Genomic DNA, 23250 nt, shown 5'->3' with positions numbered 1-23250 from the left:
AACAATGTTACTGTAACGTTTGTGGATGGAACAACATCAACACCAGTTGTTACGAAATACGACCAAGCGTTAGATGCAAGCAAGATTCCTGCAACGGTTAAAGAGGGCTATACATTCAAAGAATGGAATACTCAAGCCGATGGCAAAGGAACTGCATTTGATACCACAGCGGTAGTTAAAGCAGATCAAACAGTATATGCAATTTATGAAGCGAACAATGTTACTGTAACGTTTGTGGACGGATCTACATCAACACCAGTTGTTACGAAATACGACCAAGCGTTAGATGCAAGCAAGATTCCTGCAACGGTTAAAGAGGGCTATACATTTAAAGAATGGAATACTCAAGCTGATGGCAAAGGAACTGCATTTGATACCACAGCGGTAGTTAAAGCAGATCAAACAGTATATGCAATTTATGAAGCGAACAATGTTACTGTAACGTTTGTGGATGGAACAACATCAACACCAGTTGTTACGAAATACGACCAAGCGTTAGATGCAAGCAAGATTCCTGCAACGGTTAAAGAGGGCTATACATTCAAAGAATGGAATACTCAAGCCGATGGCAAAGGAACTGCATTTGATACCACAGCGGTAGTTAAAGCAGATCAAACAGTATATGCAATTTACGAAAAAAATATTGTTCCAATTCAAAAAGTAACGGTTAAATTTGTAGTTGGAACACTAACAAGCGAGGTTACAGTTGATATTAATACTGTAATTCCAACAAATAGAATTCCTTCAACAATTAAAACTGGTTACACCTTTAAGGGATGGAACACAAAAGTAGATGGACTTGGAACGAAGATAGATTTCACAAAAGCTATCACAGAGGTCCAAACAGTCTATGCAATCTATGACAAAGATGTTGAACCTGTACAAAAAGTAACCATCACATTCGTTGATGATGAAACAACAACTCCAGTCGTAATTGACGTCAATACTGTAGTGTCAGCTGATCAAGTTCCAACAACAGCTAAAGCAGGTTACACCTTCAAAGGTTGGAATACACAAGCTGACGGCAAAGGGTTAATGATTGACTTAACACAACCAATCACTGCTGACCAAACAGTTTACGCGATTTACGAAAAGAACATTGTCCCAGTAGAAACAGTAACCGTGACATTTGTTGATGGAAGTATTAAAACACCAGTTGTAGTTGCAATCAATACGGTATTACCAAGTGCAAAGATACCAGCAACAGTTAAAGACGGCTACACCTTCAAAGGTTGGAATACACAAGCAGATGGTAAAGGTCAATATTTCGATACATCAATCGCAGTAGCTGAAGACATCACGCTTTATGCAATCTACGAAAAGAATGAAGCAAAACCAGTCTTACCTGCAACCGGATTAGCATCCAATTCATATATTTTAGTTGGCGGAGCAGCCCTTATTGTTAGTGGACTCTACCTCTCACTAAAAGGAAAGAAACAAGAGAATAATTAGCAACTAAAAAAAAGAACCGCAGCTCTCAACCGAGTGGCTGTGGTTCTTTTTTACGCTTTTCTGTTTGCGAAGTAGTTTTTTCGATAATCACCAGGTGTTTCACCTGTAACTTTTTTAAAAGTTGTCGAGAAAATGATCGGGGAACTAAACCCAACCATTTCTGAGATTTCGTAAAACTTGAGATTCTCATTTTCGATAAGCTCTTTTGCTTTGATAATTCGAACTTCATTAATATATGATACGACAGATTTTCCGATAATCTTCGGAAAAAGACGGCTCAAGTATGATGGTGTAACATCAACGTTTTCCGCAATAACCGTCAAGTGGATATCTTCATGGTAATGGTTTTTAATATACATCATCGCTTTATTGACGACATAGTTTGAGGAGCTTGCAAGTTCTTTGTCTTGCATCGGTAGCATAAAGTCTCGAAGTGTTGTTTTCATCATTTCCAGACTAGGCATCGCAGTAAGATTGAAATTTGGAAACTCAAGTTTTTTCTTTTCAATGAAAACGTAAAATGCATTATGAATCATGAGTGCAAACTGATCATACGTAAGGATTATTTTCTCTTGGAAAATTTGTTCGATGTACTGATCCATAACTAATTCAATTGACCCAAAATTTTCTTGGTCAAAGGCAGCGTGCAAATCACTCAAGAATTGTTGGCTACCTGCTTGCTTCGAATCGTTGATAAATGTGAATTCTGAGATGTTGTGGACCGTTGTATCATCCTTGAGGCGATGCATTTCGTGCAATGCTTCAAGATTTTGGAATGTTTGTTTAACGTCATCAAGTGCCACAACCTCATCAATATAATAGACAGAATTTTGTATGTCTAAAAATTTGTTGAGGCTCTTATGGAGTTGATTTGCCTTGTCCTGGATTGTCTTATTGAAGTCACCAAAAAAATAAGAATTGTGTAGATTTAATAGAATTGCGTAGGCGCCTGATTTTTCAGTTACGTGCAAGAAGGTACATTCTAAAAAAGTATTCTGAATAATATTCTTGAGAACAAAGTCAAACTCAAGAATATCACGCTCGGCATACCGTTCGAGAACGTGGTCAAAATTTTCAATAGCAATAATCATTGGAAGGTAGTGTGGTGTTTGTTGCGGAATATCAATTACAGATAAATCTGGCATGGTATTACTGCGTTGAAACAACCAATGCTCAAATTGTGCGAGTGTTTCGTTGTATTTTTCTTTGATTTGATATTCTGCTATGAGGGAATCTTTTTCACCGTTGGTGCGTTTTTTCTCATTATCCGCACTGACGCCATCAATCATCTTTATGATGTTTTCACGTGAGATATCCGTTTTTAGAATATAGTCGTGAATGCCGTAGAGCATTGCTTTTTTAACAATTTCGAATTCATCATGAGCTGACATAACGACTACACGCGTTGCAAAGTCTCGTGTTGACATCCACTCAAGGACATCTAATCCAGTCATAACTGGCATCGTGATATCCAAGCACATGACATCGATATTTTGATCATGTAAAATATCGATAGCCTCTTTTCCATTGCTGGCGGTTAAGAATTCGTAACCGTGATCGTCCCAGTTCACCAGTATCTTCAGATACTGAAGGATTTTTTGTTCATCATCGACAAAGAGTATTTTCATAATTAAGCTTCATCCAGTGGTATGTGAATTTCAAATTGTGTATAACTTTGACCATCACTTTCAATCGTTAATGCAGCAACCTCACCATAGTGTTGAATTAATCGTTGATTTAAGTTGTTTAATCCAACTTGGGTGCTTGATGAGTTGCGTTTGCTCGTAAGTGTTTCAAGGTTAGTTGTCGGTACCCCTTTACCGTTATCGCGGACTTTAATAATCATCTCTTGGTCGTGTTTCATGATTGAAATTTGAATCACTTGATCCGTTTTGTCATCGCTAAATGCATGAATATAAGCATTTTCGATGAGTGGCTGAAGGATGAATTTCATGATTTCTATGTCAAAGGTCTCTTCATCGATATCATAATCGATATCCACCTCATCGGAATAGCGAAGGCGCATAATTTTAATATAGCTTTCGAGTAGTTCGAGTTCTTCAGCAACGGTGTTGGTACTACTGTCGTTGCGAAGAATTGATTTGAGATAATTGACGAGTGCTTCAATTGAACCTGCAAGTTCGTACGCAGATATTGATTCAGCTTTCCATTTAATAGCATTAAGTGTGTTGTATAAGAAATGTGGATTTACTTTTGTAAGAAGTATCTCATAGCGTAAGGCACTCTTATCTATTTCCGCTTGACGAATATCTTCAACCTGAATTTCAAGCTGCTCCATCAAGCTGTTGAAGGCATCACTTAGTTCTTGGAACTCACCTTCAAGTTGAGGGCTACGGACAGTTAAATCGCCATCCATGGCCTCACGCATATCATTCTTAAGACTTAAGACCGGTGAGGCAATTGAGTCAGTGACTTTTGTAATGTTTCGCATCACAATATAGATTAATAGAATAAACCCCGTTAACAAGATGAGTGATTGAACTGCAAGGACTGTAAACATTTTGCTGTAGTTGGTTATATAAGAAAAATAGAATCCAGGGTAGGTTCCTTCAAATTCGGTAATAACAAAGAAATCTGCAGTATTAGGAACTTTCACAATTTCCCAGTCAACTAACGAATATTGTAGGTTCTCATCACCAATTCCGATAATTATAAAATCATCAGGATTAATTAACGCATTGATTGCAAAACTCTCAAGTTGTTTCATATCGACATCTAATTTTAAAACACCAAGCGTGTCTTGAGTAATTGGATCATTGATGCGTTGGATAACGGAGAGATCCTTACAATCGTCACAACTCTTATCAATGTGTAAAAAGTATGATTGTTGGCTTAGTGCTTTTTGATACCATTCGGATGCGATTGCGTCTGTATATGTAATGGCATTAGCGGCAGTAATATCAAGTGCACTGCGGTATACTTCTTGACGGTTCGCGGGAATTAGTGAAACATTTGAAATAGATATATTGGCATTCAAGATTCGATAACGAAGCTGTTGATTCATTTGAATCGTATCAGTTTGATTTGCCCAAGCATCATCAATATAGGTTGATGGGTCTTGGCGTAAGATATCCATCATCTCTTGACTTGCGTATGGTGCCTCAAGAGACTTAATTGATTGGCGAAGACTGGTATCTAACATATTATCAATTTGATGCAAACTGATATTGCTTGTCTGAGTTATCCGCTCTGTAAATGTTTTAATAATCGTATAAAAAGATAAAACAAAAACTAATGTCAAAATCGGTATGATCATTAGGAGTTGTTTTTTGATAATGTTATGTTTGATTGTATCTTTTTGCATCAGTGTAAGTGGGGGTATCGAATCGATATCGTGATGTCCCAAGGCCTCCCTATCTTTCGTTTGAAATAAAGCGTCATAATAAGCATCGAAGAACAAATATGACGAAATAAGTATAAAGTCTTGAAATACTATTCACATTATAACACAGTACACATTTAGGTGTGCAGTAGACTCACATAATTGAGACGCAAAAAATACCAAGGATATAGGTTGTATCCTTGGTATCTTAAGTGCTTGCACACTTGTAAATACGATATCTGTTCTTCATTGAAAGGCGACCTGGTAGGAAACCAGGTATTACCGATGAATGTTAGCCCCCCCCGACCCAACAATCATTGGTTTTGTAGAATGTCAATCGTGCTTAGATTATGTTCAAGTGTCCGACGCATTCGATGTAGATTTAGCATAACCTTGTATGATATGTTGCAAGGCGGATTCGATAAGCATTAGCCCCCCCGACCTAATGTTTATTTAACTAGTAATTCGCATCATGATATGTTGATGTGATGTGCTAGTTGTCTTCTAAATCTACTTAAATTATAGTTAATATAATGCGTTTTGTGCCCCTTTAATAATTGCATTTTCTTAATTATTTTTGCACTTTTAAGTAAGAAATATAAAGAATATTTGTCTAAAGACACAATTTATACAGAAATGACAAAATTCATTAATGAAGTGCAAATATAGAGAATAAAAGGAAGCAACTATCTATATTATACTTTTTATAGAAGATGGAGATGTGTCATGCGAAAGAAAATCATATCTTTATTTATTGTACTGATGCTGATCATTACGGGATGTTCAACAAGTAAAAAAAATGAAGATAAAGAAAGTATAATCGCTGTTGCGTATTGGGGAGACGTAAGAGAAGATTTAGTATATCAAACTGCAATTGAAGGCATCGAAGATGCTGTACCGAATACGCGTGTGGAGTTGCTTAAATATGAGAGTGCGGCGGCATTTTGGAATGCAATGGTTAATCGGGATGAAACTGTCAAAATTCCAGATATTATTTCGCTTACGAATGAAAATCATTTGGAATACATTGAGGCCGGTTTTTTGTTGCCATTGGATGAATTTAATATTGATCTAGAAACGTCCAAGCCTTCGGCTGTGAATGCATGGAATTATAAGGGAAAACAATATGGAATTCCATTAACGGCCTCCCCAGCTGTTATGGCGATTAATCGTGATATGTGGAATATGTATAATTTGGGTGCTTATCCTAAAACGTGGAATGAGGTGCGTACAATTTCCCAAGAAGTTGCCAAGTATGGTGTCAAGGGTTTGATCATTAATACAGAAGATGCGTTCCATTTGACGCAATACATGAATTCCTTTGGAGGAGGGTGGCGTTTTGGGTCGGCGATTAATTCAGAAGCGAATCGTGATGCCCTCACATACATTTTTTCAATGTTTGATGATGGTCTTGCAATGAATCCAAAAGATGAAGGATATACATGGGATGGCGATGCTTTTGCAGATGGTGCTGCACTCATGACAACTGCAGGAACGTGGTACATTGGGCTTCTTCAAGATGAAGCACCTAATATGAATTATGATTTAATCCCGATGCCTTCGCGAACAGGACATGAGAATGGAACATTATATTCCAATGCCCTCGCGATACGTAAAGATTCAAAGGATCCCCAAAGAGCTGCACAAGTCGCTCAATACATGGCCCGACCGCTGTGTCAAAAAGAATTTGCGCGTGTTATCGGATCAGCTCCAGCAGATATTGAAGAAAATAATGACTATTATCAAGAAAATCCTCATATGGATCATTTGCAGTCACGCTCTGCAAATGCAGAACCTTTCGCATACCCCAACCAATCGACACAATTTCAAAAAAACTTAAGTGATGAAGTTGCTGCGGTAATCTATGCGCCCCATCCAATAGATAATAGACTCCGTGCGCAAGAGATTCTAAGTCGTTTAGAGCGTGCGTACAAATAAGGCGAGTCCTTCACAATGTTGTAATCAAAATCGTATCCTATGGGGTACGATTTCTGTTTCTGGGTGGCGTTGCCGTGAATCGAAAACAAGGTTTGTGAGGGAATGTCATTATCCTACAAATAAACGCAATAAATTACGTTTGAAATCTCACGAACCATTGACAAAACACACCAAAATAGCTATAATTTATACATAAGTTAGAGCTAACCATTCAAAGTTATTTTTTTAGTGAAGTACCATTAAAAAGTAATCTTTGGGTGGTTTTTTTTCATATTCAGGCGATAACTTAGTGTTCTTATCAATGAAAAATGCTGGCGCAATATCTGTTAATTTGTTGGGAAGTTGACATATATTAAACGTAGATAATATTCAAAATATGCTATGGGGGGGTATATGTTGCTTTTTACTGTGGACTACAGGAGGAAGTAGTATGAAACATGAAATGGTAGCAATGATTTTGGCGGGAGGGCAAGGAACGCGTTTGGGTAAATTAACCAAAGAAACTGCGAAGCCTGCTGTTCCGTTTGGTGGCAAGTATCGAATTATTGATTTTACATTAAGTAACTGTGCGAATTCAAATGTTTTTGATGTGGGTGTGGTCACACAATACCAACCCCTTGAATTGAATGAGCATATCGGAAATGGTGCATCATGGGGACTCTCACGACGCAATAGTAGTGCTAAAATACTACAACCTTTCTCAAGTCAAGATGGCGAAAAATGGTTCCGTGGAACCGCTAATGCAATCTATCAAAATATCAGTTATATTGATTCTAAAAATCCTGATTATGTATTGGTATTATCAGGGGATCATATATATAAAATGGATTATGAAGCAATGCTTGATTTCCATAAAGAAAACGAAGCAGCATTAACGGTCGCCGTTATCGATGTTCCTTTGGAAGAAGCTTCACGTTTTGGCATCATGGAAACAGATACATCAGGTCGTATCATTGAGTTTCATGAAAAACCAGAAGAACCTAAAGGTACATTAGCGTCGATGGGGATTTATATCTTCGATTGGCCTAAATTACGTGCTATGTTGGTCCATGACCAAGCAACGGAACGAAGTATGGAAGACTTTGGTAAAAATGTCATCCCTGCGTACATTGCGAATGGAGAGCGAGTCTTTGCGTATGCCTTTGAAGGGTATTGGAAAGATGTTGGAACCATTGAAAGTTTATGGGAAGCCAACATGGAATTCTTGGATTTGGAACATAGCTTGAATATACGTGATAGCCATTGGCCAATTTATACGAAAGATACCATCTCACCACCACAATACATTGCTAAAAACGCATATGTGAAACATGCAATGATTGGTGATGGGTGTTATATCGATGGCACGGTTCAACATTCTGTGTTATCTCAAGATGTTAAAGTGGGTGCTGATAGTTCGGTCTTGCAATCAATTGTTATGGCTGGGGCGTCTATTGGAAAAAATGTCAATGTTGAATATGCAATTATTGGTGAACACGCAGTGATTGCGGATGGCTCTCAAGTCATCGGAAGCAAAGATGAAATTCAAGTTATTGGATATCACGAAGTTGTGGGGGTAAAGAAATAATGAAAAAGAATAGCGTATGTGCAATTATCAACCTTGCGGGTCATGAAACACGATTGCATCCGTTAACGAAACAACGCCCAATCGCGGCATTGCCTTTCGCAGGACGTTACCGAATTATTGACTTCTCGTTATCGGCAATTTCATCGGCACACATCAACTCAGTAGCAATTTTTATTGAGGAAAGTGGACGTGCTATTTATGACCATGTTCGTAGTGGTCGTGAATGGGATTTACACGGTGCAGTTAGTGGTGGAATCTTCACATTCTCACAACAACGTCGTAAACTCGCTGATTTCTTGATGCTCGAGACTGGAGAACGATACTACGAAAATCAACGTATTTTTATTGATCGTTCCGAAGCAGATTACGTCTTAATAATGGAAGGGGATGCCGTTCATAATGTTGATGTTAAAGCTTTGACGAAATTTCATCAACAACGTGATGCCGAAATAACAATTGCTTATAAATCAATCCCTACAGAAAAAACAAAAACATACAAAGCGGACGAGTACTACCGAATTGATGATGAAGACTATCTTGAAGGCGTTATGTTAGGGAATACCAAAGAGGAAGAACGTCATGCAATCGATGGTCATGTCTATCTTGTAAATAAAGAAGTCTTGTTTGATATTTTTGATCGTGCTGAGGCAGGAAATCTCTTTGTAGATATTGGGTCACTAATTCGTAGTTATTCACTCTTGTATCGCACAAGTATGTATGAATATACCGGATATTTAGAAGTTATTAATTCGTTATCTTCATATTATGCGGCAAATATGTCGATGCTTGAGCCAACCAACCTTAATGCTTTGTTTAAAGGTAGTAACACGATCAATACACGTTCAAAGAGTGGGGTTCCGACCTATTATGCTGAAAGTGCATCCGTTCATAATGCTGAGTTAGCAACAGGATGTATTATTGAGGGAAGCGTGGATTCGTCGATTATTTCGCGAAAATCTTCCGTTGCACCGAATGCGCATGTATCGAACAGCATTATTCACTCAGGCGTTAAAGTGTGTGAAGGTGCGCGTGTTGAGTATGCAATCATTGAAAAAGGTGCTGTTGTACAACCGAATGCGGTTGTAGTTGGAACAAAATATGCACCAATAATTATTGGCAAAGGTGCATGTGTCGAATGCCAAGATACCCTGTAATTTATTGATAAGGAGAACTTTTATGAGTTTTGATGTTACAACGTTTCCACATCAACTCAGTCATGATGCGTACCGTTATTTTGGTGCGCATCTTGTTGAGGGTGGTGTCGTCTTTCGTGTTTATGCACCAAGTGCTGCAAAAGTAAGTCTTGCTGGCGCATTCAATGGTTGGAACTATTATCAAGATTGGATGCACCGTATCAATGATGCTGGCGTCTATGAATTATTTGTGGCAGGTATCGGCGAGTGGACGGTCTATAAATTTGGTATCTTTGACCATCAAGGGGCATATGTCGAGAAGTCGGACCCTTATGGTTTTTATCATGAATTAGCACCGGGGTATGCCAGCAAAGTTGTTGACATCAACCGATATCAATTCAATGATGATGCATGGATGACAAAACGGACGACGAATATGGACAAACCCATGCACATCTACGAAGTGCATTTGGGGTCTTGGGTTCATGATGGTATCGATACCTACGAATCGCTTGCATACAAGCTTATAGACTACTTACAGTTTATGCAGTATACACATGTCGAACTGATGCCGATTACTGAGCATCCATTTTTAGGGTCTTGGGGATATCAGGTGACAGGATTTTTTGCTGTTACAGAACGGTACGGATCACTTGATCAATTTAAAAAATTTGTTGATGTCTTGCATCAACATGGCTATGGCATCATTTTAGATATTGTGCCCGTTCATTTTGTCAAAGATGCGCATGGATTACGCCAGTTTGATGGCAGTGCACTTTATGAAAACGTGGATGAATCAGAGTGGGGAACTTTGTATTTTGATTATTCTCGCGTCGCAAATCAAACTTTCTTTTTATCGAGTGTCGCTTATTGGATTGAAATGTGTCACATCGACGGACTTCGAATGGACGCCGTATCCCATTTAATTTATTATCAGGGGAATCGTGACCATGGCGTTAACGAACCAGGAATCCACTTCCTAAAAACAATGAATGCTTGTCTCAAAGCAAACTATCCTACGGTAATGTTGATTGCTGAGGATTCCAGTGATTATGGTAAAGTAACCCATCCGGTTGCGGATGGTGGTCTTGGCTTTGATTATAAATGGGATTTAGGATGGATGAATGATACCCTTCGTTACTATATGCTGGATCCAGTTTATAAAAAAGATCACCATCATGCGATTACATTTAGCATGGCGTATTTCTATAGTGAACGATTCTTAATGCCGTTATCTCATGATGAGGTTGTACATGGTAAGAAGACCATTGTCGATAAAATGTGGGGCGATTATGATCAAAAATTTGCATTAGCAAAAAATTTATACATGTACATGCTGACGCATCCTGGAAAAAAATTGAATTTTATGGGTAATGAATTGGCTCATTTCCGCGAATGGGATGAGGAAAAACCACTTGATTGGTTCCTGCTTGACTATTCGCGCCATGATGCTTTTAGACGGTATATGCGAGATCTTAATCATGTTTATACACATCATGATGCCTTATATGAAAAGGATTATACCTTGGATGGGTTTAAATGGATTGAGGTTGATAATAGTGACTTGAGTATTTTTAGTTACTATCGGGCTGGAACAACAAGTACCATTATTGTAGTTCTGAATATGACACCAAACGCATATGAAACTTATGACGTGGGTGTCCCTGAAGCGGGAGTTTACCGTGAACTTATTAATTCGGAGAAAGCAATTTACGAAGGCTGTGATATGACAAACTATACGACGCTATCCAGCAGTACTGAACCGCTACATCAATTAGATTATCGAATTCGGACACGCATTGCGCCTTTTGGGAGCATGATGTTCATCAAAGAATCGTAGTAAGCAGTCCGAAAGACTAAAGGAGACAGAATGAATATATTATTTGCCGCAAGTGAAGGCTTGCCTTATGCCAAAAGTGGGGGACTTGCAGATGTTGTTGGTTCACTCCCGGCTAAGTTAAAAACACGCGCAGTAACTGTTTCGGTGATTATGCCGTTGTATCAAACAATCATAGAAACAATGATGCCAGAGTTGGAGTACGTTAAGACAATTCATGTGAAGCATGGTATGTTTGACAACGAATCACGTATTTTTGCGCATACAATTAGTGGCGTTACGACATATTTTGTAGAAAATCGTGAGTACTTTGAACGCGATAACTTGTATGGTTATGTTGATGATGGTGGTCGTTTTGCATATTTCCAACTTGCTGTTATGAATTTCATTTTAGAACATGATACTGCGTTTGATGTAATCCATTGCCACGATTGGCATACTGGAATGATTCCTGTACTTGGAAAAACATTGTTTAAATGGCACGAACGTATTGCTCATTTAAAGTATGTTTATACCATTCATAATTTGGCATTCCAAGGTAATTTTCCCAATAGTGTTTTAACTGATTGCTTTGATCTTACAATGGATCTCGTGTACGACAACAGTGTAAACTTTGATGATGGCATTAGCTACATGAAAGGTGGCATCTTTTATGCCGATAAAATTACAACTGTTTCCCAATCGTATGCACGGGAAATTTTAACACCAGAGTTTGGTGAGCGGATGGATGGTGTACTTCGTCTTCGTGAACCGGACTTAGTAGGTATCGTTAACGGTATCGATACAAAACTTTGGAATCCTGCGAAGGATACCTTATTGACGTCACCGTACGACCTGGATTCCCTAGACTTGAAAGCACCCAATAAATCATCGTTACAATCAAAATATGGTTTAACCGTAGATGCTGACACTCCACTTTTCGGTATGGTCACACGCCTCACGGATCAAAAGGGTGTAACGCTTTTAATTGATACGATGGAAGACCTTGTCCGAATGGGGACACAAGTGATTGTATTAGGATCTGGAAATCCGCACTATGAAGACCGTCTTGCGTATCTGGCATATCAGTATCCGAAGAATGTTTGTTTCTATAAAGGCTACAATGAAAATCTTGCGCACGAGATATATGCTGGAAGTGACTTCTTCTTGATGCCATCAGCATTTGAACCATGTGGTATTTCGCAGCTCATATCAATGCGTTATGGGACGTTGCCAGTTGTGCATGAAACAGGTGGATTAAGAGATACAGTAATTCCTTATAATGTTTATACAGGTGAGGGAACAGGTGTTTCATTCACTTACTTCAACAATGATGAATTCTATAGTGCAATTGAGCGTGCTGTGGGTGTCTTTGGGGACAAACGCTTCATGAAAACGCTCCAAACAAATGCCATGAAAACGGATGTTGATTGGCTAGAATCAGCCCGAGCTTATCGTGAGTTGTATCGCAGCTTGTAAATGAAAAACCCACCATCGAGTGGGTTTTTTTATGAATATGTGCACTGTGCCTCTAATTTTAAGGGTTTTCATAATGTCCACATTTCCTTGATTTTCACATAACATTTGCAGTTACTTAATACCGTATCCGATGTAATCACGATATTATAGGTATAAATAGGTTAGAAATGTGGGGAAGTTACAGTCTTTAATCAATAAAATCAGATTTTGAAATTTAATATGCATATCAATACAACCTCTAATGGATCCACATCTCACACTATTGTATAGAAACAGATGTTTCGAATTTGAGGAGGGGCAAATGAAAAGACAAAAGAAGTTAGTTCAAGTTTTGCTTGTGTTGTTAATGATAACAACAGTATTTATGAGTAACTTAAATTTGGGGTTTGCGAATGATGACACGCGAGCAATCAATAATCGCGGAGACATTTTGATTTCTGAGAAATTTAGTAATAATGTTCAGTTTGAGGTGGCGGCCGTTGTTCGGCGTGCAGATACAAAAGAAAAGGTATCTGAAGGCGTCGCATTACGGGGGTTGTATTATGACCAGGAAGTTGGCGGAACCGTCATTAAAGAAGAGGTTTACACAACAGGTCCCACAGACACAACCTATAACTTCAAACAAAAAATGAGTAACTTAAGTAATGGTGCTAAACGGGTGGATGTTGTCCTCGACGAAAGTCTAGACTATTCTGTGGAACGTGGTTCGGCATCGTACAGTCCTGTTTCACCAAAGACCATGCGTTATGACGCAGCTGGTGGAATGTTTAGCTCAGGCTATGAATTCAACTCGATTCGCCAATATTATGGTGAACCAATAACACTTTATGATGATTACGAAATTCCAACCCGTGATGGGGGAACTTTTTTATATTGGTTAACCAATGATGGAACTGTGTGGAATGAACTGGATAACCTTGCGGAAGGGAATGCACCTTTTACTGCAAAATGGGAAATGGAAACCTATACAGTTTCCTTTGAGGCAAATGGTGGAACACCGGTGAACTCACAAAACAACGTCGAACATGGAAGCCTACTCGTTGCACCAGAACCGCCAACTAAGGTTGGGCATACATTTTCCGGTTGGTATCATGACGAAGCGCTTACGCAACCTTGGAAGTTTGATACAGACAAGGTTTCCGGTGCTATGACGTTGTATGCGAAATGGACACCAGAGGTATATACAGTACGTTTTGTCAGTAATGGCGGAACGACCGTCCAGCCCATAAACAATGCGCCCTATGGCCAATTGTTGGTGGAACCTGACGAACCATTCCGTGATGGATTTGGATTTGGAGCATGGTACAAAGATACCCAACTTACGGAAATTTGGGATTTTGATAAGGATATTGTGACCGAATCGATAACACTGTATGCATCGTGGAATGAATCCATCTACACGGTTGAATTTGAAAGCAATGGAGGAACCCCAATTGCCGAGATACCGGGTGTGCACCATGGCACCACAATTCAGGCACCAACACCACCAACACGTCCTGGTTACACCTTTAAAAACTGGTATTCCGATGCAACGCTAAAAACAAAATGGGACTTCAAAAAACATACAGTTACCAATGATATGACGCTATACGCAGCATGGAATGAAGTGAAATATACTGTAACGTTTGAAACTGATGGTGGGACTCCCGTTGCACCAATTAAAAATGTAAAATACGATCAAACGATAAAGGAACCAGCAGCACCAAGTCGTGAAGGATATGGCTTTGATGGATGGTTCCATGATGCAACATTCACGCAAAAATGGAACTTTACAAAAGACACGGTGACTGAGGATACGGTCCTGCATGCACTCTGGGATTATCAACGATATAACGTAATGTTTGAATCCCATGGTGGAAGTTCGGTGGCGACTCTAGAAGACATCAATCATGGAGATCAAGTTCCTCAGCCCGATGACCCGACGCGAGAAGGGTATCAATTTGATGGCTGGTATCTTGATGAAACATTGACACAGAAGTGGGATTTTAATGCTCAGGTGGTTACGAAAGATACAACGCTTCATGCTAAATGGCTACTAAATTCCTATAATATTCATTTTGATAGCAATGGCGGTACTACGATTCCAAGTATAGTCGCAAAACACGGAATGCCGATTCCAAAACCGATAGATCCAATTCGCGTCGGATATATTTTTGATGGTTGGTATCAAAATAAAGATCTCACCACACGTTGGAACTTTGATCAAGATTACCCAATAAGTGAAATGACATTATACGCAAAATGGAATGTTAAGACATATCCGGTTACCTTTGAAACGCATGGGGGATCAGTTGTTGCTAATACAACAGTTTCACACGGTGAGAAAGTATCACAACCAAATGATCCAACCCGTGATGGTTACCGTTTTGCGGGATGGTATGAAGATGAGGATTTGGTCGTGCTTTGGGATTTCGAAATGAATCCGGTCAACGAAGCATTAACACTCCATGCCAAATGGGTACTCGCAGACTCTGAAAGTGGAAGCACTGATGGTGATGTTGCGGTTCACTTTGATAGTAATGGCGGATCTGCCGTTCCAACACAAACCGGTCTTAAAAAAAATACTCGCATTCCACAACCAAATGATCCACAACGAGACGGCTATACTTTTGAAGGTTGGTATACCGATACAACGCTCACACGGCCATGGAACTTTGATGTGGACACTGTCCATCAAACGATGACGCTCTATGCGAAGTGGCGTGCGGTTGATAAAGTATTGGATGCCACAGCACCGCAGCCAACTCTTCCAGCAGCAGGTGTACACCCAACGTACCAATTCGTGGCGGGATTAGTACTAGTTGTAGTGGGGATTACACTGTTACAAGAAGCACGTAAACGCCGTAATGTAAATCGTTAAGGGAAAAGCGCTTCGAATTCGAAGCGCTTTTGTTAAATTTTAGAAAGAAAATAATACTGCTTATGGTAATCTTAAAGCACATATGGTACAACTATTATATTGTGATAGGGTCGCTTAGAATGCATCAGGGGATGGAAGCCACGCTTATCGCGAATAGACCAAATAAATATGGGGGAGAATTATGGATAAAATCATAAGTTTTGTGAATGAAAATCCAATGATATGGTTATACGTTGGATTTATGTTTATTGCGGTTGTTTTTTCAATCGTTTCCATGAGACGTGCAAAGGCGGGAAAGGTCGATTTCTTAGACAATCATCCAGATGCTGCACGTATTCTATTGAATCAACAAGGATATATCAGTACAACAACAATTCATCTGTATGAAGTAAACGATGAGCCCGTCCAACTGGACTTTAAGACATTCAATAAAGCAACAACTAAAGAATCACAGTATTACTCCGAAAAGATGAAATATGGCGTACTTGTAAAACCGGGTGTAAACAAGCTCTTAGTAAGTTATGAGAATACCAAGCCCGGTGTCGTTCATAAGAGTGTAACGACGTATTCCGATCCAGTACATGTTGAAATTAACTGTGCGGCGAACACAACATATCGTTTAAGTTATGACTTAGACACAAACTTATACAGTGTGGAGGAAGTTACAAAATGACAAATCGCGTCTTTAAACGTACACCAATAAACATTATTAAAAATCTATTGTACACTCTTTTCACGCCTGTCTTTATTTATATTGCTGCATATTTCTTGCTCCAATTTACAGGGCTTGAAGCAAAAATGCAAGAAATGATTGCGATAGGACTATCTGCATTAATCTTCCTTTGGATGTTAAAAATGCTAGTCGTTGATGAAAAAGTAGTCGTAACAGTTGATGACACAGGACTTACTTATAAGTCTGGTTCAAAAGAATCACGCTATAATTTTGAAAATTGCCAATTTGGCTATAAAACAGTATCAAGCCAAGGTTCAACCGATACAATTAATTTGTATGTATACCAAGGCGATCAAGAAATAATGTTGAATTGCGAACCACTTGGTCCACGTCAGTTTGACGAATTATTTAATATTCTCAAAGGGCATACCGTTAAGGATGAACCACAACGCTTAAACTAATATTTAGACCACTACGAGTAGTGGTCTTTTTTTTGGTCGATCACATCAAAAAGTACTGATTCGATGCGATCGATTGCTATTTGATCGTATCCAGCAAGTGGAAAACGACGTTGTGTTCCGTTTGATTTTTGAACAATTGTCAAATATAAGAGTGGCGCGAATTGTTGCTGGTAAATTGTAAAACCACCAATATTGCCATAAAATTCAGAATCATTGCGGGTAAAAGTATGCATTTTGCCGAAAATTGTGCGAATACATACAGAATCATCTTCAAGCTCGATGGTGTTAAATGTCTTGATTACTTTATATGTAATATAGATGATTGCAATAGGTAAGGCAACTGCCATAATCTGCTCAAACTTATCGGGTATTTTCTTTGTAAGTACGAGTATCAATGACACGATACCACCGATGCCCAATCCATAGACTGTATATCCAAAAATAATTTTTGCTTTCTGTGTTGCTGATTGTTTCATTGTAGTGTTTCCCCCCTACGAATAAATTCTATCACATATATTTCAAAATGTATTGAGAGTAAATATTTGACATCTCTAAATAAACGCGTTACCATAAACATACCGATTGAATGTTTGAGAATAATCAAAACATTCTGAGGAGATGGAAGGTATAAAAATGGAAAAATTTTGGAAATATTTTAAACGAATCGTAATTGGAATTGTGGTAACTGCCCTTGTGTTGTTATCATCAATGTTTATCTTTGGAAAAATTGGTAAAGCATCAGACCGTAAGAAAATTGAGGATTATGGTGAAAAAGTAGAAGTCTTTGGTAACAACATCAACATGTACATTACCGGCGAGGGTGAAGGAAAAGAAACAATTGTCTTGTTACCGGGTTATGGAACAATTGCTCCTAAAATAAGTTTTGATCCAGTTATTGAAAAAATGAAAGATGATTATCGCATTGTTTTAGTAGAACCGTTCGGATACGGCTTAAGTGATCAAACGGATCGCGAACGAACAACTGCTAACATGGTTGAAGAAATTCATATGGCGCTTCAAGCGAAGGGCATTGATGACTTTATTTTTATGGGGCACTCAATTGCGGGTATTTACATGTTGAGTTACATCAACACCTATCCTGGGGAAGCGAAAGCATTCATTGGTATTGATACAAGTGTTCCTACCCAACCGATGTTCTCAATGGATACTAAAATGTTGCGTATGGCTGATAAACTTGGCTTCTTACAACTTTCAATGACACCACCATTTGGTAAAGCACCGGTTCCAGCATTTGTACCGGAGAAAGATGTGGACCAATATGTTTACTTCACCCGTAATACGAGTTTGAACGACACACTATTGAATGAGCTAGAGAACTTACCACAAATCTTTGACGATGCCAAAGGCTATTCATTACCGAAAGATATGCCTGTTTATCTGTTTGTGCAAGAGTTTAATGATGCAATTCCGACATGGCAAGCATTGCATGAGGAACAAGCTAATTCAGTAGATACTTCAAAAATGATGCTTATTGATGGAGATCACTTCCTACACTTTGAACACTCAGAATTGATTGTTAAGGAAACAAAAGCATTCTTAAACGAATTTGTTGTTAAAAACTAAATTTACTTAAGAGACCTCTTCGAAGGTCTCTTTTTATTATAGTATTTGCCCGAAAAGTTATGATATCTTGCGAATTGTTACGATAAATTGTCATTTGTCAGAACAAACTTATTATTTTAAACAAAACACATAAAACCGGAATTAAAATCGCAAAATTGATTAATAAAGTGCAATTATGGAAAGTGCACGCCAATGCAAGAAAACGGTATAATTAAGATAGCTTACCGGCAAGGATGTAGCTTTGATTATGAGACACATCTTCGTCGGAACTGATTTTTTCTACAAATTTGCTGAAGGCTTAATATGTTGGGCCACACTTCAACAAAATCTTACCATAGGGGGTAAAGTATGAAATATAGAAAAAAATTCGCAGCATTATTGCTGGCGTGTGTATTGATGATAACTGTCGTAATTGGTAACGGGAACGGCATCAGCACGATTAAAGCTGAAGCATTGACTCCTAAGAACACTGTATTATCCAGTTATGGAATCTATGAAGAGACACCCGGCTTCTTGATACGTGGAGAACTTATTCGCCGTGAAGATTCTAGTCGCGTAAATGGCGTTAAGCTCCGTGTTGAACACTACGACCAGATAAATGGTGGTAACTTACTTGATTCGTATTCAATTGTTTCGGGAAATGAAGTCGACAATTTTTACAATGTATTCATTCGCACTGATGTTTGGAGAACTGAAATAAAACGTATCGATGTTGTTCTCGATGAAGATGTAGCAGACAATGTTAGCATGCCGTCATCATCAACAAATGTTGGACGTATTAATGCACGTTACATTGCTGATGGTGGAAAATTTGAGAATGGAACAGATTTAAATATTGTTCCATCATACATCAATGGTAAACTTCCAATGTTTGAGGGATATGAAGTACCAACTAAAGAGAATGCTGAATTTAGCCATTGGGCTTTAGTGAAGGGATCCACCATGATTCCATGGGATGTAGATACAATGGTCATTCCTGAATCAGAACGACGTTCAAACACAATTATCTTCAAAGCAGTTTGGATTGATAAAATACCTACTTATACGGTTGATTTTGAATCCAATGGGGGAACACCAGTTACATCTTATCTTGACGTTGAACAGGGAACAACAATTTCTAAACCAGAAAATGTTACGAAAACAGGTCATGTACTCGATGGATGGTTTACCGATGCAGAACTCTTAACACCATGGAATTTTGACACCGATACAGTAGAAGGATCTATGACGTTATATGCTAAATGGACACCGGCAAAATATAATGTTAAATTTGTTGATACCGCAAATACACTTCTCGTAGAGTTCAAGGATGTCATCTACAACAATTCAGTGCCAAGTTCCTATGTCAATGCAATTTCGAAGTTAGGCCATACTTATAAAATCTATATTAATCAAGCTCTAACGACACAATGGGTATCTGAAGGATATACCGTTTCTGAAGATGTTATTTTCTATGTTGATTATACGAAAGAGCAATTTACACTATCATTTGAAACAAATGGTGGTTCAACTTTAGAACCGATGAATCTTGAATTTGGAAGTCTTATAGGTAATAGCCATATAACAACCAAATCAGGCTATACCTTTGAAGGATGGTTCTTAGATAGTACCTTTACAAATCCAGTAACAGCCTCAACAGCTATCAATGAAGATATGACGATCTATGCACAGTGGAAAGAAATCCCAATCTCGAAAAAAGTTACCTTATCGTTTGAAACTAATGGAGGAACATCGATTGCCCAACATGAATTCCAAAAAGGAAGTCTGATTGGAACGGATTACACTACCACTAAATCAGGTTATACTTTTGACGGATGGTTCTTGGATTCAGGACTTACAACACCACTTACCAATACAACTGTAATCAATGAAAATATGACGATTTACGCACAGTGGAAAGAAATTCCTGTCACTGAAAAAGTAACGTTAACATTTGAAGCAAATGGTGGTTCTGAGTTAGCACCAATTGTGTTTGAAAAAGGAAGCAAGATAGGAACGAATCATTCAACAATTAAAAAAGGATATACATTTGGCGGATGGTTCATGGATGCTGAATTAGAACAAGCTGTTAACAACGAAACAACAATCACCGAAAATATGACAATCTATGCAAAATGGAACAAAAATACGGATGCAGTGTTACCTGCAACTGGAATGAGTTCTAGTGATTATATCTTTGTTGGATTAGCAATCGCATTTGTTGGATTCGGGATTACATTTATGTCTAAAAAGCGAGATGAAAAATAGTTTGAATAATTAAAAGAGAATTATGTGTTTAAACCGCACCCCAAATCTTGAGAAGAGACAAGGTGGTGTGGTTTTTTCTTTAAGTACCGAAGACCGAGTCGCAACCACTTGACATTCCTAACAAACAGACGATTATACTGCAAAATTTATTAATAAAGTGAAAATATAAGAAGGGCACATTTTAAAGATTTGAATCTATAATTAAAGAACATAGAAGATTGTCTTGAGCGCTTTAATAAACCGTGAAAGATAGCTTCTGTCCAAATGGGGGGACAAAAATGAAAAAGACATCTATTTTAGGTGTTGTTCTCTTTCTTATCATGGTGATGATGCCAATCAGTGCCACTATTGAAAAAGAGACCAACGAAAACCAGAGTAAAGTCGCTGGCGAAGCACAAATCGCTGAAGTATCGAATACAGACAGCAATAAACAAGAAATAGATAAAGATTCTTTGAACGTTGAAGACCAAGAAAAATCATTGGATCCAAACGCGATTGAAAATACTAAATCATTTGAGGAAGCAGATAAGGATGTTTCGAAAGATGACGTGCCACAAGCTGTCATTAGCGAAAATGATAAAGTTGAGGTTGCTGTCGAAAAATCGCTACAACCTGAAGTAGTCAATGCAGCTGAATCGAAAACGCTTGGAGAATGGTTTAAAAATCCATTAAACCAACAAGTAGTTGGTGCAAGATTAAGCAAGACAAGTAAAGACATAGTCACGCAAGAAGAGCTCAATACGATCCAAGCACTTGCTTTTGAAAGTGTTGACCTTCTCAATCATGACTTTTCCGAATTATCATCATTAGGGCGTTTACGAGTTTTAGAATTTATGAGACTGAAATCATTTGGAAATGTGAAAGGGCTCGATAAGTTATTGGCACTTGAGTCATTCAGACTCATGGATTCACATGTTAATAACCTAAATGGCATGCAAAATGCCATTCAATTAGGAGGCTTCCAAATTTCTGGTGGAACTGTTGAGCACACACCACAATTCTTAGAACCAATCTCAAACTTGAAGCTAGTGGATATTACGTTATCGGGCGAAGGTTTTGATGATAAACAAGTCGCATCGATTAAAGATATGACGACACTCGTTAATATTCGTATTTACGATTCAAAATTTTCCGATACGACACTTCTTGCAAACATGGTGAATGCAACTGGAATTGATCTTAGAAGTAATGAAATCAAAGTAATTACACCACTAGCATCACTACCAAATCTTATGATGCTCAATGTTTCAAATAATGATCCATATTACTACAGTGGAAATCAACATAAGAACATGATTCAAGACTTTTCAGCATTCAAAGCGAAAGGTACAAACTTGAGCACACTCTATAATGAAAATCAACGGATTGAAACAACGATTAATTTTGACGAAGCGACCCAACAGTACTTTGTTGATGTCTCAGGTGTCAAGAATCGCGGGGGTCATCCAACAGCTCAAGCAATCTTATATGGTAATAATAAGAATGAATTAACTTATGACAATGCTAAGGGTCGTGTTATCGTACCGGCACCACTTGCGCAAAAATGGTTAGCAATGGATTATAACCGCGAACAATTCCCAAGTCTTTTTGGAATTTCATTCATTGCAACTGATAATTCTTACCTTGGAGAGTTCCACTTCTTCCAAGGAGAAAAACAAGAAGTTAAACATAAAGTAACTTATGTGACGAATACAGAACCTGCACGTATTGAACTTAATGACGTACTACACAATACAACAGTGACTGAACCTACAACCTTAACGAAAATCGGTCATACGTTTGAAGGCTGGTATACCGATGCAACATTTACAAATAAATGGAACTTCGAGACCAATAAAGTAACTGATGATGTAACGTTGTATGGAAAATGGGTTCCTAAAGTTTATAATGTAGACTTTAAATTCAATAACAATGTAATCCATACATCCAAAGTAAAACATGGTGATACAATCCCAATGGAAGATATCTTTGGTATCGTCATTGAAGGTCATATGATCGAAGGGTGGTTTACCGAACCCGATCTCATTAACATTTGGGATATGTTTGACGGAAAAGTAACGCAAAATATGACTTTATATGCTAAAACTGAAGTCGAACGATTCAAAGTGGATTTTGTTGATATAACTGGAAATATTATCACTACAGTGAATGATGTGCCATATAATACAGTAACGCCAAATGCATACAAACAGCTTTTAAGTAAAGTAGGATACACATACACACTTTATACTGATGCTTCATTGAACGCAGTTTGGAATCAAGAACAACGCATTAAACAAGATACAGTTGTCGTAGTCGACTACATAACGAATAACTACACACTATCTTTTGAAGTTAATGGTGGTTCACCACTAACGGCACAAACGTTATCACATGGAAGCCTAGTAGGCTTGAATCACACAACAACACGTGAAGGTTATACGTTTGAGGGTTGGTTCTTAGATGCAGGGTTTACAGAACCTGTAACGGCTGCGACGACTATCGCCTCAAACATGACAATCTACGCACAATGGAAAGAAATTCCAGTTGTACAGAAAGTTATCTTGTCATTTGAAACAAATGGCGGAACGACACTTGCACCGATTGAGTTTGAAAATGGAAGCCTTATTGGAACGAAATATGTCACAACAAAATCAGGCTATACCTTTGAAGGTTGGTTCTTAGATGCAGGGTTTACAACACCTGTTACGAGCGAAA

General features: G+C 38.3%; 15 protein-coding genes. 12 read left to right on the top strand and 3 right to left on the bottom strand.

Features of this window, described 5'->3' with window-relative positions:
- The coding region (locus GVV19_RS10740) for an InlB B-repeat-containing protein (protein ID WP_201288178.1) at positions 1 to 1452 on the top strand (1452 nt) is incomplete at its 5' end.
- A gap of 50 nt (positions 1453 to 1502) precedes the next feature.
- Here GVV19_RS10740 and GVV19_RS01355 read toward each other — a convergent pair.
- Both GVV19_RS01355 and GVV19_RS01350 read right to left on the bottom strand, forming a co-directional pair.
- Positions 1503 to 3080, bottom strand: coding sequence for a response regulator (locus GVV19_RS01355; RefSeq protein ID WP_159644980.1), 1578 nt, complete (start codon positions 3078 to 3080; stop codon positions 1503 to 1505).
- A gap of 2 nt (positions 3081 to 3082) precedes the next feature.
- A complete protein-coding gene (locus GVV19_RS01350; protein ID WP_159644978.1) occupies positions 3083 to 4819 on the bottom strand; it encodes a sensor histidine kinase in 1737 nt (578 codons plus the stop codon).
- Between the two features lie 702 nt (positions 4820 to 5521).
- Here GVV19_RS01350 and GVV19_RS01345 point away from each other — a divergent pair.
- From GVV19_RS01345 to GVV19_RS01310, 8 genes are all read left to right on the top strand, one after another.
- On the top strand, positions 5522 to 6733 hold the full coding sequence (locus tag GVV19_RS01345; RefSeq protein ID WP_159644976.1) for an ABC transporter substrate-binding protein: 1212 nt from the start codon (positions 5522 to 5524) through the stop codon (positions 6731 to 6733).
- Between the two features lie 430 nt (positions 6734 to 7163).
- The gene (locus GVV19_RS01340; RefSeq protein ID WP_159639403.1) at positions 7164 to 8300 is read left to right on the top strand and encodes a glucose-1-phosphate adenylyltransferase; all 1137 of its coding nucleotides are present in this window, start codon (positions 7164 to 7166) and stop codon (positions 8298 to 8300) included.
- Entirely contained in the window at positions 8300 to 9454 is a 1155-nt protein-coding gene (glgD, locus tag GVV19_RS01335; RefSeq protein ID WP_159644973.1) for a glucose-1-phosphate adenylyltransferase subunit GlgD, read from the top strand. Before GVV19_RS01340 ends, glgD begins: the two co-directional genes overlap by 1 nt.
- A gap of 22 nt (positions 9455 to 9476) precedes the next feature.
- Complete coding sequence (gene glgB, locus GVV19_RS01330) at positions 9477 to 11273, top strand: 1,4-alpha-glucan branching protein GlgB (RefSeq protein ID WP_159644971.1); 1797 nt, start codon at positions 9477 to 9479, stop codon at positions 11271 to 11273.
- 30 nt (positions 11274 to 11303) lie between these two features.
- Positions 11304 to 12728 (top strand): glycogen synthase GlgA, encoded by a 1425-nt coding sequence (gene glgA / locus GVV19_RS01325; protein ID WP_159639400.1) that lies wholly within the window; start codon positions 11304 to 11306, stop codon positions 12726 to 12728.
- A 301-nt stretch (positions 12729 to 13029) separates the two neighbouring features.
- Positions 13030 to 15588 (top strand): InlB B-repeat-containing protein, encoded by a 2559-nt coding sequence (locus GVV19_RS01320; RefSeq protein WP_159644968.1) that lies wholly within the window; start codon positions 13030 to 13032, stop codon positions 15586 to 15588.
- Positions 15589 to 15769: 181 nt separating this feature from the next.
- On the top strand, positions 15770 to 16261 hold the full coding sequence (locus GVV19_RS01315) for a hypothetical protein (RefSeq protein WP_159639398.1): 492 nt from the start codon (positions 15770 to 15772) through the stop codon (positions 16259 to 16261).
- Positions 16258 to 16722: a hypothetical protein gene (locus GVV19_RS01310; RefSeq protein WP_159644966.1), complete on the top strand. Its 465-nt coding sequence runs from the start codon at positions 16258 to 16260 to the stop codon at positions 16720 to 16722. Before GVV19_RS01315 ends, GVV19_RS01310 begins: the two co-directional genes overlap by 4 nt.
- 11 nt (positions 16723 to 16733) lie before the next feature.
- On the opposite strand, the gene GVV19_RS01305 is transcribed toward GVV19_RS01310, so the two are convergent.
- Positions 16734 to 17198, bottom strand: a complete 465-nt coding sequence (locus GVV19_RS01305) for a hypothetical protein (RefSeq protein WP_159644964.1) — start codon at positions 17196 to 17198, stop codon at positions 16734 to 16736.
- 157 nt (positions 17199 to 17355) lie between these two features.
- On the opposite strand from GVV19_RS01305, the gene GVV19_RS01300 reads away from it, so the two are divergent.
- The 3 genes from GVV19_RS01300 to GVV19_RS01290 form a co-directional block, all read left to right on the top strand.
- Entirely contained in the window at positions 17356 to 18306 is a 951-nt protein-coding gene (locus tag GVV19_RS01300) for an alpha/beta fold hydrolase (RefSeq protein WP_159639394.1), read from the top strand.
- 348 nt (positions 18307 to 18654) lie between these two features.
- The gene (locus GVV19_RS01295; protein WP_159644962.1) at positions 18655 to 20553 is read left to right on the top strand and encodes an InlB B-repeat-containing protein; all 1899 of its coding nucleotides are present in this window, start codon (positions 18655 to 18657) and stop codon (positions 20551 to 20553) included.
- Between the two features lie 278 nt (positions 20554 to 20831).
- Positions 20832 to 23250: InlB B-repeat-containing protein (locus tag GVV19_RS01290; protein WP_201288177.1), on the top strand; the 2419-nt coding region annotated here is incomplete at its 3' end.

The organism is Erysipelothrix anatis, from assembly GCF_009828745.1.
In the GTDB taxonomy this organism is placed as follows: Bacteria; Bacillota_I; Bacilli_A; order Erysipelotrichales; family Erysipelotrichaceae; genus Erysipelothrix; species Erysipelothrix anatis.
The sequence above is the reverse complement of the archived record's forward strand: the minus strand, read 5'-3'. Positions and strand labels throughout refer to the sequence as shown.

Coding starts and splice junctions, on each gene's coding strand:
- GVV19_RS01355 (WP_159644980.1), bottom strand. CDS start 3,080: ATGAAAATACTCTTTGTCGATGATGAACAAAAAATCCTTCAGTATCTG.
- GVV19_RS01345 (WP_159644976.1), top strand. CDS start 5,522: ATGCGAAAGAAAATCATATCTTTATTTATTGTACTGATGCTGATCATT.
- GVV19_RS01340 (WP_159639403.1), top strand. CDS start 7,164: ATGAAACATGAAATGGTAGCAATGATTTTGGCGGGAGGGCAAGGAACG.
- glgD (WP_159644973.1), top strand. CDS start 8,300: ATGAAAAAGAATAGCGTATGTGCAATTATCAACCTTGCGGGTCATGAA.
- glgB (WP_159644971.1), top strand. CDS start 9,477: ATGAGTTTTGATGTTACAACGTTTCCACATCAACTCAGTCATGATGCG.
- glgA (WP_159639400.1), top strand. CDS start 11,304: ATGAATATATTATTTGCCGCAAGTGAAGGCTTGCCTTATGCCAAAAGT.
- GVV19_RS01320 (WP_159644968.1), top strand. CDS start 13,030: ATGAAAAGACAAAAGAAGTTAGTTCAAGTTTTGCTTGTGTTGTTAATG.
- GVV19_RS01315 (WP_159639398.1), top strand. CDS start 15,770: ATGGATAAAATCATAAGTTTTGTGAATGAAAATCCAATGATATGGTTA.
- GVV19_RS01310 (WP_159644966.1), top strand. CDS start 16,258: ATGACAAATCGCGTCTTTAAACGTACACCAATAAACATTATTAAAAAT.
- GVV19_RS01305 (WP_159644964.1), bottom strand. CDS start 17,198: ATGAAACAATCAGCAACACAGAAAGCAAAAATTATTTTTGGATATACA.
- GVV19_RS01300 (WP_159639394.1), top strand. CDS start 17,356: ATGGAAAAATTTTGGAAATATTTTAAACGAATCGTAATTGGAATTGTG.
- GVV19_RS01295 (WP_159644962.1), top strand. CDS start 18,655: ATGAAATATAGAAAAAAATTCGCAGCATTATTGCTGGCGTGTGTATTG.